The organism is Catenuloplanes atrovinosus (genome assembly GCF_031458235.1).
Taxonomy (GTDB): Bacteria; Actinomycetota; Actinomycetes; order Mycobacteriales; family Micromonosporaceae; genus Catenuloplanes; species Catenuloplanes atrovinosus.
In genome coordinates, this window is the sequence record NZ_JAVDYB010000001.1 from 3,886,112 (window position 1) to 3,899,559 (window position 13,448).

Annotated in this window: 11 protein-coding genes; 6 read left to right on the forward strand and 5 right to left on the reverse strand. The window is 74.1% G+C overall.

From position 1 onward, the window contains the following. Positions 1-156 precede the first annotated feature (156 nt). Positions 157-2,394 carry a putative bifunctional diguanylate cyclase/phosphodiesterase gene (locus J2S41_RS17500; RefSeq protein WP_310368945.1) on the forward strand — a complete coding sequence of 746 codons (2,238 nt, stop codon included), beginning with the start codon at positions 157-159 and terminating at the stop codon, positions 2,392-2,394. 250 nt (positions 2,395-2,644) lie between these two features. Here the strand turns inward: J2S41_RS17500 and J2S41_RS17505 are convergent, their stop codons facing one another. Further along, entirely contained in the window at positions 2,645-3,763 is a 1,119-nt protein-coding gene (locus J2S41_RS17505) for a proprotein convertase P-domain-containing protein (RefSeq protein ID WP_310368946.1), read from the reverse strand. Positions 3,764-3,976: 213 nt separating this feature from the next. On the opposite strand from J2S41_RS17505, the gene J2S41_RS17510 reads away from it, so the two are divergent. Further along, positions 3,977-5,428 carry an FAD-binding oxidoreductase gene (locus J2S41_RS17510; RefSeq protein ID WP_310368947.1) on the forward strand — a complete coding sequence of 484 codons (1,452 nt, stop codon included), beginning with the start codon at positions 3,977-3,979 and terminating at the stop codon, positions 5,426-5,428. A gap of 19 nt (positions 5,429-5,447) precedes the next feature. On the opposite strand, the gene J2S41_RS17515 is transcribed toward J2S41_RS17510, so the two are convergent. Together J2S41_RS17515 and J2S41_RS17520 are read right to left on the reverse strand one after the other, a co-directional pair. Then, positions 5,448-6,083 carry a response regulator gene (locus J2S41_RS17515; RefSeq protein WP_310368948.1) on the reverse strand — a complete coding sequence of 212 codons (636 nt, stop codon included), beginning with the start codon at positions 6,081-6,083 and terminating at the stop codon, positions 5,448-5,450. Next, positions 6,080-7,270 (reverse strand): sensor histidine kinase, encoded by a 1,191-nt coding sequence (locus tag J2S41_RS17520; RefSeq protein WP_310368949.1) that lies wholly within the window; start codon positions 7,268-7,270, stop codon positions 6,080-6,082. The genes J2S41_RS17515 and J2S41_RS17520 overlap by 4 nt, the downstream gene beginning before the upstream one ends. A gap of 132 nt (positions 7,271-7,402) precedes the next feature. On the opposite strand from J2S41_RS17520, the gene J2S41_RS17525 reads away from it, so the two are divergent. Next, positions 7,403-8,245, forward strand: coding sequence for a CPBP family intramembrane glutamic endopeptidase (locus tag J2S41_RS17525; RefSeq protein WP_310368950.1), 843 nt, complete (start codon positions 7,403-7,405; stop codon positions 8,243-8,245). On the opposite strand, the gene sigJ is transcribed toward J2S41_RS17525, so the two are convergent. Both sigJ and J2S41_RS17535 read right to left on the reverse strand, forming a co-directional pair. Beyond that, positions 8,178-9,035, reverse strand: coding sequence for an RNA polymerase sigma factor SigJ (sigJ, locus tag J2S41_RS17530; RefSeq protein WP_310368951.1), 858 nt, complete (start codon positions 9,033-9,035; stop codon positions 8,178-8,180). The two genes, J2S41_RS17525 and sigJ, sit on opposite strands and share 68 nt — an antisense overlap. Before the next feature lie 26 nt (positions 9,036-9,061). Continuing rightward, positions 9,062-9,229 carry a hypothetical protein gene (locus tag J2S41_RS17535; RefSeq protein WP_310368952.1) on the reverse strand — a complete coding sequence of 56 codons (168 nt, stop codon included), beginning with the start codon at positions 9,227-9,229 and terminating at the stop codon, positions 9,062-9,064. Between the two features lie 145 nt (positions 9,230-9,374). Between J2S41_RS17535 and J2S41_RS17540 the strand changes: the two genes are divergently transcribed. From J2S41_RS17540 to rox, 3 genes are all read left to right on the forward strand, one after another. After that, a complete protein-coding gene (locus J2S41_RS17540; protein WP_310368953.1) occupies positions 9,375-10,115 on the forward strand; it encodes an SDR family oxidoreductase in 741 nt (246 codons plus the stop codon). A gap of 251 nt (positions 10,116-10,366) precedes the next feature. Further along, positions 10,367-11,650, forward strand: coding sequence for an NAD(P)/FAD-dependent oxidoreductase (locus J2S41_RS17545; RefSeq protein WP_310368954.1), 1,284 nt, complete (start codon positions 10,367-10,369; stop codon positions 11,648-11,650). 374 nt (positions 11,651-12,024) lie between these two features. Then, positions 12,025-13,437 carry a rifampin monooxygenase gene (gene rox, locus J2S41_RS17550; protein ID WP_310376400.1) on the forward strand — a complete coding sequence of 471 codons (1,413 nt, stop codon included), beginning with the start codon at positions 12,025-12,027 and terminating at the stop codon, positions 13,435-13,437. Positions 13,438-13,448 lie beyond the last annotated feature (11 nt).

A 13,448-nucleotide genomic window follows, 5' to 3' on the forward strand; every position in this document is an offset into this window, starting at 1 on the left:
CAGGTTGCGGTTCGGCGCCGCCGGTGCCCGAGAGCGGTACGCCGGCGGAGTTCGTTTTCGGGACAGAACGCCTCTCTGGCGCGGATCTCTTGATCTATGGTGCGGCATTGCCGATATGTGAGTGCCGGAACCCTGGCGCGCGAGGAGGTGACAGCGGTGGGCGGACGACGCGTGGTGGTGAGCGCGCCCGTCGTGCTGTCCGTCGCCATCGTCGCGGCGCAGGTCGTGGCGCTCGTCCTGCCCGAGACGCGCAGTGCGATCTTCGGCCTCTCCCTGCTGACCGCCGACGGCCTCGGCGTCGTCTACTCGCTGCGGGCGGCGCGGCACCGGGCCCGCGTCACCTGGCGGCTGGCGGCGGCCGGGCGCGCGCTCTCCCTCGTCACCACGATCTCCTTCGCCGTCGACGCGGCCGTCGGGAGCATCGCCGTCTGGTGGGTCGGGGTCGTCGCGGGGCTCGGGATGTTCGGCTGCCTCGCCGCGTCCGTGCTGTCCATATCCGTACGGCGGATGGAGGGGCGGCAGCGCTGGGCCTTCGCGGCCGAGACCTACGCGGTCTTCAACGGCGCGTTCATGCTGGTCTGGTACTTCGCGCTGCACCCGACGCTGCACGGCGGGCCGAACGCGAACTGGACGATGGCGGTCGGCTATCCGCTGGGGAACCTGCTGCTCGGCGTCGCGGTCTGCGCGGTGCTGCTGCGCGGCGGCGTCACCCGGCTCGGCGACCCGGTCACCACGCTGCTCGGCGGCGTGCTGTTCTACGCGATCGCGGACACGCTCCACGCGTCGGTGGGCGCGCGCGGCGAGCACGCGCCCACGTCCGCGACCGTCGTGGTCAGCCTGAGCCTGGCGTCGCTGGTGATGACGGTGGCGGCGATGCGCGCGGACGCGGCGGGCAGCGCCGGCAGCCCTCCACGCCCCGCGCCGGTGCAGGCGCCGTCCTGGTCCGCGTACCTGCCGTTCGTCAGCATCGCCGCCGGGAACACGCTGATGTTCGGCGGCACGCTGCGCGGAACCGAGTTCGACCTCTGGGGCGGGCTGGTGCTGGCCCAGACCGGCATCATCGCGGCGCTGCTGGTCCGGCAGGTGATCTCGCTGCGGGACAGCCGCGAACTGGCGGTGACCGACACGCTGACCGGACTGGCGAACCTCGCCGGGCTGCGCGCGGGCCTGGACCGGGCCGCCCACCGCCGCGAGGGCGTGGCGATGCTGGTGGTGGACCTGGACGACTTCAAGCCGGTGAACGACCGCTACGGCCACGACACCGGCAACCGGGTGCTGATCGAGGTGTCGCGGGCGCTGCGCGCGCACATCCGGTCGGCCGACATCGCGGCCCGGGTCGGCGGCGACGAGTTCGTGGTGGTGCTGACCGGCGTCGAGGACCGCTCCGAGGCGACCGGCGTGGCGTCGCGGATCCTGGCCGCGCTCACCGCCGCGCCGGTGCGGGTCGGCGCGGACAGCATCCCGGTGCGGGCCAGCATCGGCGTGGCGTTCATGGGCCCGGACGAGGATTCGCAGGAGCTGCAGCACCGCGCGGACCTGGCCATGTACGAGGCGAAGCGGTCCGGCAAGCATCTGGTGAAGCTCTACGAGCCGTCCATGGTCGACCGCCGCGCCCGGGACGGCGTGCTGGCCGAGCTGCTGGGCGACGCGCTGCACGCCGGTGAGCTGCAGGTGGTCTACCAGCCGCTGGTCGACCTCTCCGACGGCCGCCCGGTCGGCGTGGAGGCGCTGGTCCGCTGGCACCACCGCGACCTGGGCCCGGTCTCGCCGATGGAGTTCATCCCGGTCGCAGAGCGCACCGGGATGATCACCACGCTCGGCCTGTGGGTGCTGGAGGAGGCGTGCCGGCAGGTCCGCGCCTGGCAGTTGCGCCGCCCCGGCTGCCGGATCTACGCCAGCGTCAACATCTCCCCGCGCCAGCTGCAGGAGCCCACGCTGGTCGGCGACGTCCTCGCGGTGCTGTCCCGTACCGGGCTGCCCGCCACCGATCTGGTCCTGGAGATCACCGAGTCCGCGATCGTCGACGAGCACGCCGCCGTGCCCGCGCTGGCCGACCTCCGCGCGCACGGCGTCCGCATCGCGATCGACGACTTCGGCACCGGCTACTCGTCCCTCCAGTACCTCACCCGTCTACCGGTCGACGTCCTCAAAATTGATCGAAGCTTCGTCTCCCAGCTCGACAGCACTCCCGAGGGCGCCGCCGTCGCCGAGGCCGTGATCCGTCTCGGCCAGGTCCTCGGCCTCCGCACCATCGCCGAGGGCATCGAGACCCCCGCGCAGGCCGCCGAGCTGCAACTCCTCGGCTGCGGCCACGGCCAGGGCTACCTCTTCGCCCGCCCGATGCCCGCCGCCGACCTCGACGACATGATGGGCACCGCGCCGATCCGCGGCTGAAACCCCTTGCCACACACCGTTTTCCCGCTTCCGGCGGGGTCGCGCCCCGCACGCTCCCGCGGGCCAACCTCGCGGCGGCTCCGCCGCCGCTCCGACGCCGCATCGGAGCCGGTCCCGGCGTGGTCCCGCCGGCGGCGCCGGTGTGCGGTGACCACCCACGGTTCTGACAGGGAGGCCGGCCGACGGCCGACCGGTGCCCGCGGGAGCATGCGGGCCCCGGCCAGGCCGGAAGCGGGTATATCAAAGGGTTTCAGACCGTCAGCGTCCAGGTGTTGAGGTAGCCGGTGTCGCCGGAGGCGTTGTCCTTGACGGAGAGGCGCCAGGCGCCGTTGGCGGTCTCGCTGGACAGGTTGGCGGTGTAGCTCGTGTTCACGTTGGCCGCGCCGTCCGATGTGGACGCGGACTTGAGGACGTAGTACGTGTTGTCCGGGGCGTAGAGGTAGATGGAGACGTCGCCGCGGAACGGGTGAACGATGTTGACGTGGACGGTGGAGGTGCTGGCGGCGGTCGGACGGGCGCAGCCGGAGATGGTGATGGTGCTGGTCACCGGCGAGCCGGCGTCCGGGATGGTGACATCGGTGCCGTTGGTGCCGGTGCAGGCGCCGCCGGTCGAGGTGGGGGACGGGGTGGCGGTGCGGGTGGGGGTGGCGCCGATGACCGGGTCGACCGTGATCGTGCTGTTGGTGCAGGAGGCCGCGTACGAGGTGAGCGCGTTCTTCTCGGCGGTGTCGACGGTCAGGCCCCAGCGGGTCTTCACGGCGGTCCACTCGGTGATGTAGCGGCAGTGCACGCCGGTGACGGACGGCATCCACTCGGCGGGGTCGCGGTCGCCCTTGGACTGGTTGACGTCGTCGGTGACGGCGGCGAGGGCGCGCGCGTCGCCGAGGTCGTTGGCGAAGGACTGGCGCTGCGCGGAGGTCCAGGAGCGGGCGCCGGAGTCCCAGGACTCGGCCAGCGGCACCAGGTGGTCGATGTCCAGGTCGGCCGGGTCGGTCCAGGTGGCGCCGTCGAAGTAGGAGTTCCAGCGTCCGCCGCTGAGCGTGCAGCCGGAGCCGACCGACGGCGCGGTGCTGGCCTCGGCGATCAGCACCTCGTAGCGGGTGTTGCAGCCGTCGCCGTCCGCGTCGATCCAGTGGTTGAACAGGTCCCGGTCGTAGCCGGTGCGAACCTCGGTGGCGACCGGCAGGTTGGCGATCATCGTGCGCAGCGGCTGCGAGACGGCGGCGGCCTGTGCGGGCGCGGCGACGACGACGGTGAGCAGTCCGGCGGCGAGCGCGGCGGCGGCGGTGGCGATCGCGGCGATCCGGGTCCGGGTGACGGAACGGCCGGACCGGCCGGGTGCGGCGGCGAGGCGGAGGGTGCGGGCCATGGCGGTACTCCCTTGCCGGTGACGAAAGGGGGTCGCCGTATTTCTAGCCCGTGGCGATCGACCGGGAGAACACCGCACATGTGAATTCTTGATATTGAAAGCGGACTCTCTCGGAGGTTGTCGAGCGGTTCGTCGACCCGATGCTGATCGCTCGTTGATCGCATTCCTGTTCGCTGGCCACGTTCTCATGCCGACGACGATGGAGTGACTCGAATGCGGATTCCGACCAGCCGCCGCACCGTGCTGGGCGCCGGCGCGGCGGCCGGCGCGGCCGTCCTGCTCGCGCCGGGCGCGGCCGAGGCGGGCACGCGCGCCGGCGCACCGGCCGGGCGGGTGCTGCGGCCCGGCGACACCGGCTACGACGCCGAGGTCAGCCCGTTCAACCTGAACCAGATCCCGCGTCCCGGCGTGGTCTTCGCGGCCGCGGGCGCGGACGACGTGCGGGCCGCGGTCCGGTACGCGGCCGTCCGCCGCGCCCCGGTGGGCGTGCTCGCCACCGGGCATCAGCCGTCCGTGCCGATCGGGCCGGACGCGGTGCTGGTCAGCACGCGGGCGATGCGCGGCGTGACGATCGACCCGCGGCGCCGGGTCGCGCGCGTCCAGGCCGGCGCGCTCTGGTCCGATGTGGTCGACCGGGCGCTGGAGCACGGACTGGCGCCGCTGAACGGGTCCACGCCGACGGTCGGCGTGGTCGGGTACACGCTCGGCGGCGGGCTCAGCCCGACGCTGGGCCGCAAGCACGGGTACGCCGCCGACCACGTGCGCGCGATCGACCTGGTCAGCGCGGACGGCCGGCTGCGGACCGTGACCGCGCGGAGCGACGCGGAGCTGTTCTTCGGCCTGCGCGGTGGCAAGAGCAACTTCGGCCTCGTGACCGCGCTGGAGTTCGGCCTGTTCCCGGTGCCCACGATGTACGGCGGCGCGATCATGGTGGACGGGCGGGACGCGGCGCGGCTGCTGCACGCGTACCGGGCGTGGGTCAGGCGGGTGCCGGACGCGATGTCGTCGTCGGTGGCGCTGCTGCGGCTGCCGGACGTGCCCCAGGTGCCGGCGCCGCTGCGCGGCAAGCTGGTGGCCAGCCTGCGGATCGCCTACGCCGGCCGGGCGGACACCGGCGAGGCGCTGGTCCGGCCGCTGCGCGCGGTCGCCACGCCGCTGTCGGACACGGTCGCGGAGATGCCGTACGCCGCGTACCCGGCCATCCACTCGGACCCGACCACGCCGACGTCCGCGTACGAGCGCACCGGCCTGCTCCGCACGCTGGACGCGGACGCGGTCGACGCGCTGATCGCGGCCGTCGGCCCGGACGCGCGCACCCCGATCGCCGCGGTGGAGATCCGGCATCTGGGCGGCGCGCTGGCCCGGCAGCCCCGCTACCCGAGCGCGATCTCGCACCGGGACGCCGCGTTCACACTGTTCGTCGCGGGCATCGGCGGCCCGGCGGAGGCGCCGGTCATCCGGCGGGCGGCCGCGGACGTCATCCGGCGCATGCGGCCGTGGAGCACCGGCGGCATGTACCTGAACTTCATGAACACGGACGACGTGTCGGCCGACTCGGTGCGCGCTGCGTACCGGCCGGACGTCCACCGCCGGCTGGTGGCGCTGAAGCGCCGCGTCGACCCGCACAACACGTTCCGCCTGAACCACAACATCGCACCCCGCTGACCGGTACGGGCCGCGCGGGTCACGCCCGGCGGGCGAACGCGAGCGCGAGCTGGGTGCGGTCGCGCAGGCCGAGTTTGCGCAGCGCGGCGGAGACGTGATTCTTGACCGTGCCCTCGGTGAGGAACAGCGTGCGCGCGATCTCCTGATTGGACGCCCCGGTGGCGACCAGGCGGGCGATCTCCTCCTCCCGCGCGGAGAGCGGCACCGGCGGCGGTGCGGGCGGGTCGTCGTCCAGGCGGGCGACGACCCGGCCCGCGACCTGGGCGTCGATGACCGTGCCGCCGCGCGCGGCCACGCGGATCGCGGCGACCAGCGTCTCCGGCGACGCGTCCTTGAGCAGGAAGCCGCGCGCGCCGGCCCGGAGGCTGCCGAACACGAACTCGTCGTCGTCGAACGTGGTCAGCAGCAGCGCGCGCACGCCCGGGTGCGCCACGGCGAGCCGGGCGATCAGCTCCACGCCGGTCATGCCGGGCATGCGCGCGTCGACCAGCGCCACGTCCGCGTCGGCCAGCGCCGGCAGGGCCAGCGCCGCCGGCCCGGACGCGGCCTCGCCGGTCACCGCGATGTCCGGTTCCAGTTCCAGCAGCCGGGACAGGCCGCGGCGGATCAGGTCCTGGTCGTCCACGAGCACCACCCGGATCGGTACGCCGCTCACGCCGGCCGCCCCGCCTCGTCGTGCCGCGGGCGGGCACCGGCCGGCTCCGGAAGGTCGACGCGGACCTCGAACCCGCCGCCCGGTGCGTCGCAGGTGGTCAGGGAGCCGCCGGCGTCGCGGGCGCGGCCGGCCAGCGAGGTCAGTCCGAAGCCGGGCGGCGCGCCGCCGGAGCCGCGACCGTCGTCGGTCACGCGCAGGTGCACGCCGCCGGGCGCGAAGCCGAGGCGGACCGCGACGCGGGTGCCGCCGGAGTGGCGCAGCGCGTTCGTCAGCGTCTCCTGAAGCGCGCGGAACAACACGGTCTCCCGGCCCGGGTCGAGCGGGCGCTCCTCGCCGTCGACCGCCACGTCCACGTCCAGGCCGGTGCCCTGGAACGAGCGGGCCAGCTCGCGGAGCGCGTCACTGCCCCGGCGGCCGTCGAGCTGCGGCGGGCGCAGTGCGCGGACGACCCGGCGGATCTCCTGGAGCGCGTCGCCGGTGAGCGTCTTGGCCTGGCGGACGTCCTGCCACGCCGAGTCCGGCTCGCGGTCGCGCCACCGTTCCGCGTTCTCCAGGCCGACCTTGACCACGGTCAGGTGGTGGCCGACGGAGTCGTGCAGCTCGCGGGCCATGCGTACCCGTTCCTCGGCCACGGCCAGTTCGTGCGTGCGCTCGGCGTACCGGCGCAGTTGCCGGTGGGCCTCGGCCAGTTCGCCGTGCAGCCGGTCGGCACCGTCGCGCGCGGCCCGGGCCTCGGTCACGGCGGTGGCCAGCGTCATCACGAACACGCCGTACAGCGCGATCGCGAACGCCTCGTACGCGGCGTGCGCGGGTGACCTGTGCACCGCCAGCAGCTGCGCGGCGAACTGGGCGACCGCGAGCACCGCCGTGGTGAGCGCGCCGGCGCGCGGGCCGAACACGAGCGTGATGTTGGTCAGCGCGATCAGGAGCAGGAACAGGCTGATGCTGGAGCCGTCGGCCGCGCCGGCCAGCACCGCGAGCAGCGTGAACGCGGCGGTGACCGGCCACCGGCCGGTGCCGCGCCGCCACCGCAGCGCGGGCCAGAGCAGCGCGATCAGCGCCAGCAGCCCGATCTCCAGCGCGCGGACGGCGGCGGGCACCTCCCAGAGCGCGGCCTGCAACAGCGCCACCGACGCGATACAGCCCCAGAAGAGCACGCCGATCAGGCGCGGCCGGTCCCTGTTCACGCGCTCAGCGTAGGGCCGCGACGGGTGCCGGTCGTCCGGCGCGAGGAGGACGCCGGGCATGACCGAGGTCATGGTTCCGCTCATGACCGCGGCGCGATGTGCCGGGAGCGGCGCGTCCATAGCGTTCCGGGCATGACTGAGATCGTTCCGCGCGTTCCGCTACCGGTTCGCGCCGTCCTCACGCTGGCCGCGCTGTTCGTGGCCGCGTTCTCCGGCTACCTCGCGATGGTGCTGCCGGCCGGCACCGGCCGGACCGTGGTGAGCCACCTGTGCGCCACCGTGATCGGGCTGGGGCTGGCGATCGCCCTGGTCCGCGGCGTGGACCGGCGGCCGGTGGCCGCGCTCGGGCTCGGGCGGCCCGCGCCGGGCGCGAGCCTCGCCGCGCTGGCCGCGATCGGCGCGTGCACCGCGGCCGCGACCGGGCTGGCCGCCGCGCTCGGGCTCACCACGCCGGCCCCTGAGGTGCCGGACGTGCCGATGTGGACGCTCCTGGCGGGCGTACTGACGATGCTGACCCGGGCGTTCCTGTTGCAGGGCTTCCCGGAGGAGGTGCTGTTCCGCGGCTACCTGGTGCAGTCCGCGCTCGGCCGGCTGCCGCTGTGGGGCGTGACCGCGCTGTCCGTGCTGGTGTTCGGCCTGCCGCACCTGCTCTCCGGCTCCGGTGCGCAGTCGTTCGGGCAGCAGGTGCTGTTCCTGCTGCTGCCGATCGGGTTCGCGCTGCTGGCCACCGCGTTCCGGCTGCGGAGCGGGTCGGTCTGGCCGGCGGTGGCGGTGCACGGCGGGTTCCACGTGAGCTGGTGGGCGGCCGGGCTGTTCGTGACGCCGCGGCCGGAGGCGTACGGCGCGTTCCTCGCGGTCGCGGGCGCGGTGTTCCTGGTGGTGGGCCTGGCCGCGGCGGTCTGGGCGGTCAGGCGAACGCGCGCAGCTTCTCCGGGTTCCGTACGGCCAGGATTCGGTGGATTCGCGCGTCCGTGACCTCGACCGTGATCAGCACGCGCGGGCCGGCCGGCGCGGTGACCAGGATCGCCGGTGCGCCGTTGGCGGTGACGATCGACCAGGTGGTCGCGCCGCCGGTGGCCAGCTTGTGGGCGATGCCGGCCAGGAAGTCGGGCAGGCGGCGGTTGACCGGGCGGAGCGCGGCGCTGACCCGGCCGCCGCCGTCGGAGTGGAAGTCGGCGTCGGCGGCGAGCAGGGACTCCAGGCCGTGCACGTCGCCGTCGCGCGCGGCGGCCAGGAACGCCTCCAGCAGCCGGCGGTGGGTGGCCGGGTCGGCCGGCGTGCGGCGGTGAGCGGTCAGGTGGGCCCGGGCGCGGGTGACGAGCTGCCGCGCGTTCGCCTCGGTCACCTCGAGGATCTCGGCGATCCGGCGGTACGGGTAGTCGAACGCCTCGCGCAGCACGTAGGCGGCGCGCTCGCGGGCGCCGAGCCGCTCCAGCAGCATCAGCACGGCCAGGTCGAGCGCCTCCGCGCGTTCGGCGCCGAGCGCGGGGTCGGCGCCGGTCGCGACCGGCTCCGGCAGCCACGGCCCGGGGTAGGTCTCCCGGCGCGCGCGGGCGGACGTGACCTCGTTGATGGCCAGCCGGGTGATCGTGGTGACGAGGAAGCCGACCGGGTCCCGCACCGTCCGATGGTCGGTCCGCTGCCAGCGCACCCAGGTCTCCTGGACCAGGTCCTCCGCCTCCGCCGCGCTGCCGAGCATGCGGTAGCCGATGCCGAACAGCCGGTCACGCGTGCCGAGGAACGCGGTCAGCGGGTCGGGCGGCACCGGCGGAGCATATCGGGCGCGCGGGGTCAGGCGGTGCGCGGCGCCAGCACGTGGCTGCGCACCAGGCATTGGTTCCAGCTCAGGCAGAGCGGTCGCATCCGGCAGCGGCCGGCGGCGGGGCAGGACCGCACGCGGCGCTCGCGGAACTCGGACAGCCGCACCACGACGTCGTCCGGACCGGTATCGACCTCCACCTGACCTCCTCAGCGGCACGTTGCCGTCTACAACGAGATCGGGCGGCCGAGGTTCACGGATTCGGCGATCTTTCGGGCCGGGCTGTCACAGATCGCGGGGCGGTCCGGTCCTGCTGTCGTAACGACACCGACGGAAGGAACGACAGTGAGGATCGTAGTGATCGGCGGCACCGGGGTGATCGGCGCGAAGGTCGTGACGCGGCTGCGCGCCGAGGGGCACGGGGCGGTCGCGGCGTCGCCGGGCACCGGCGTGGACAGCATCACCGGCGCGGGCCTGGACGACGCGCTGACCGGCGCGGACGCGGTGGTGGACGTCACCAACTCGCCGGCCTGGGGCGACGAGGAGGCGCGGCGTTTCTTCACCACCTCCACCCGGAACCTGCTGGACGCGGCGCGGCGGGCGGGCGTGCGGCACCACGTGGCGCTCACCATCGTCGGCGCGGAACGGCTGCCCGGCTCCGGATACCTGCGGGCGAAGGTGGCGCAGGAGGAGCTGATCAAGGAGGGCGGTGTGCCGTACACCATCGTGCGGGCCACGCAGTTCTTCGAGTTCATCGCGGGCATCGCGCAGAGCTCCACGGTCGGCACCGAGGTGCGGATTCCGCCGGCGCGGTTCCAGCCGGTCGCGGCGGACGACGTGGCCGCCGTGCTGGTGGAGGTGGCGACGGGCCCGGCCACCAACCAGACCGTGCAGGTGGCCGGCCCGGAGGTGTTCGGTTTCCCGGAGATCGTGGCCCGTGAGCTGGGCGACGATCCGCGCACCGTGGTGGCGGACCCGGACGCCGGCTACTTCGGCGCCGAGCTGCCGGACGACGGGCTGATCCCGGTGCCGGGCACGGCCCGGCTGGGCGCGACCGACTACGCCACCTGGGCCGCGAAGCGCTGACCCGGCCGGGGCGGGAGGCGGCCGCTCCCGCCCCGGGCACCGGTACTGAGTCGTGGGTCAGCTAAGGTCCGTGCCGGCATATCCGTGACAACGGGCTGTGCGTAACCCGTGTTCGCGGCTGCCGGCGACGGCGCTGAGGGCTCATTCGTGACCAGGTCCGGATGATCTCTCCGGTGAGCATCGACACCGCCGGAAACGGGACTCCACGCCCACGACTGTCCGTTGATCAGGATGGAACGGGAGCGTGGAGAATGACACAGAACGCAGAGCACAGGGTCGTCATCGTCGGCGCCGGGTTCGGCGGGGTCTACGCGGCACGGGCGCTGCGCAGGGCGCCGGTCCGGGTCACCGTGATCAACGGGACCAACCACCATGTGTTCGAGCCGCTGATCTACCAGGTCGCGACCGGTGTCCTCTCCCCCGGTGAGGTGGCCACGCCGGTCCGCGAGCTGCTCGGCGGGCAGCGCAACACGGAGGTGCGGCTCGGCTGGGTCACCGGCGTCGACGCCGAGGCGCGGACGGTCACCGCGAGCGGGCCGGGCGGCACGTACACGGTCGGCTACGACACGCTGATCGTCGCGGCCGGCGCCACCCAGTCGTACTTCGGCAACGACGGCTTCGCCGAGCACGCGCCCGGCATGAAGACGCTGGACGACGCGCTGGACCTGCGCGGGCGCGTCTTCGGCGCGTTCGAGGCCGCGGAGGTCGCCACCGACCCGGCCGACGTCGAGCGGCTGCTCACGTTCGTCATCGTGGGCGCGGGCCCGACCGGCGTGGAACTGGCCGGCTCGATCTCCGAGATAGCCACGCGCACGCTGCGCGGCCGGTACCGCAACATCGACCCGGCCTCGGCCAGGATCGTGCTGCTCGACGCGGTCGACCGGGTGCTGCCCACGTTCCGCGCGCCGCTGTCCGCCAGCGCGGAGAAGCGCCTCCGGAAGCTCGGCGTCGACGTGCGGCTCGGCACCAAGGTCGTCGACGTCGACGCGGACGGCGTGAAGATCGAGACCACGGACGGCGCGGAGCGGATCGACGCGGCCACCAAGATCTGGGCCGCCGGCGTGGCCGGCACCGCGCTGGGCCGCCGCCTGGCCGAGGCCACCGGCGCCGAGACCGACCGCGGCGGGCGCATCCTGGTCGCGCCGGACCTGACCGTGCCCGGCCACCCGGAGATCTTCGTGGTCGGCGAGTCCGGCACGCTGAACCGGCTGCCCGGCGTGGCCCAGGTGGCGATGCAGGGCGGCACGTACGCCGGCCGGACCATCGCGCGCCGCGTCGCCGGCAAGCCCGCCGGCAAGCCGTTCTCCTACTTCGACAAGGGGAACATGGCCGTGGTGTCACGGTGGAACGCGGTCGCGAACGTCGGCCCGCTCACCTTCGGCGGCCCGCTCGGCTGGCTGATGTGGCTGGCCGTGCACGTCTACTACCTGCACGGCGGCCGCAACCGCGCCACCACGCTGCTGCGCTGGGCGATCAGCTTCCTCGGCCGCAACCGCTCCGAGTGGTCAATCGCGTCCAGCCGCATGCCGTCCTGACCGTCGTGTGACGCGGGCCCGGCGACGACCGCCGGCCCGCGTCGGCCGGACGTCACCCCGGCTCCCCCGAGGCCGCCGCGTCACGCCACAGGGCGAGCGAGGCGCGGGTGACCGCGAGGTCCGGGTGGCCGGGGCTGAGCACCCGCTCCCGGTCGGCGAGCAAGCGGGTGAGCGCGTCGACGGCGTGGCCGCGCAGATAAGGCGAGACTGCCGCGGGCGACCAGCGGATGCGGATGGTCCGGGCCGCGCGACGTCCTTCGTGGCGTCATGAACTCCCCGCCACTCTCAACGTATATCGCACCCCCGGTCTTGCGGCAAGACCCGGGTCGTACCCCAGAATTGCCCGGTTCATGGCTTTGAACTGGGGGTTTGTCGTGATCGACGTGATCGTTGCCGGGGGTGGGCCGACCGGCATGATGCTGGCGGCGGAGTTGCGGCTGCACGGCGTGCGCGTGGTGGTGCTGGAGCGGGACGCGGAGCCGTCGCCGATCGTGCGGTCGCTGGGGCTGCACGCGCGCAGCATCGAGATCCTGGATCAGCGCGGAATCCTGGACCGGTTCCTCGCGCAGGGCACCCGGCATCCGCTCGGCGGGTTCTTCGCCGGCATCCGCAAGCCGGCGCCGGAGCGGCTGGACACGGCGCACGGCTACGTGCTGGGCCTGCCGCAGCCGATCACCGACCGGCTGCTGACCGAGTGGGCCGCGTCGCTGGGCGCGGAGATCCGCCGCGGGTGCGAGGTGCGCGGGCTGTCGCAGGACGAGTCCGGGGTGGACGTGGAGGTGGGCTCCGGCGAGCGGCTGCGGGCGCGGTTCGTGGTCGGCTGCGACGGTGGGCACAGCACGGTGCGCAAGCTGCTCGGCATCGGCTTCCCCGGCGAGCCGAGCCGGGTCGACACCCTCATCGGCGAGATGGAGGTTACCGCGTCGGCGGACGAGATCGCCGTGGCGAACGAGGAGGTGCGCCGGACGCAGCTGCGGTTCGGGCTGATGCCGCTGGCCGGGGGTGGGTACCGGATCGGCGTACCCGCTGATGGGGTTTCCGCCTCGGCGCCGTCCCTCGAGGACTTCAAGGAACAGCTGCGCGCCGTCGCGGGTACGGACTTCGGCGCGCACTCGCCGCGCTGGCTGTCCCGGTTCGGGGACGCGACGCGGCTGGCGGACCGCTACCGGGCCGGGCGGGTGCTGCTGGCCGGGGACGCCGCGCACGTGCACCCGCCGGCCGGTGGGCAGGGGCTCAACCTGGGCCTGCAGGACGCGCACAACCTCGGCTGGAAGCTGGCGGCGACGGTGCGCGGGTGGGCGCCGGACGGGCTGCTGGACAGCTACGGCAGCGAGCGGCGGCCGGTCGCGGCGGACGTGCTGGACAACACGCGGGCGCAGCTGACGCTGATGTCGCTGGAGCCGGGTCCGCTGGCGGTGCGGCGGCTGGTGGCGGAGCTGATGGACTTCCCCGAGGTCAGCCGGTTCCTCACCGAGAAGATCACGGCCTTGGGGGTACGGTACGACGTCGGCGGCGGGCATCCGCTGGCCGGACGGCATCTGCGGGACGTACGGCTCGGGCGCGGGCGGCTCTACGAGCTGATGCGGGACGGGCGCGGGCTGCTGCTGGACCGGACCGGACGGCTCTCCGCGGCGGGCTGGGACGACCGCGTCGACCACGTGGTGGACGGCAGCGACGAGCTGGACGCGCCGGCCGTGCTGCTGCGGCCGGACGGGCACGTGGCCTGGGCCGGCGACGACCAGGCGGAACTGCGCGAGCGGCTGACCCGATGGTTCGGCGCCGATTGACGGGGCATCAC

Bases quoted from the DNA above. Each gene is read 5' to 3' on its own strand.
- J2S41_RS17525 (WP_310368950.1), top strand. From the start codon at position 7,403: ATGACTGAGATCGTTCCGCGCGTTCCGCTACCGGTTCGCGCCGTCCTC.
- J2S41_RS17545 (WP_310368954.1), top strand. From the start codon at position 10,367: ATGACACAGAACGCAGAGCACAGGGTCGTCATCGTCGGCGCCGGGTTC.
- J2S41_RS17510 (WP_310368947.1), top strand. From the start codon at position 3,977: ATGCGGATTCCGACCAGCCGCCGCACCGTGCTGGGCGCCGGCGCGGCG.
- J2S41_RS17505 (WP_310368946.1), bottom strand. From the start codon at position 3,763: ATGGCCCGCACCCTCCGCCTCGCCGCCGCACCCGGCCGGTCCGGCCGT.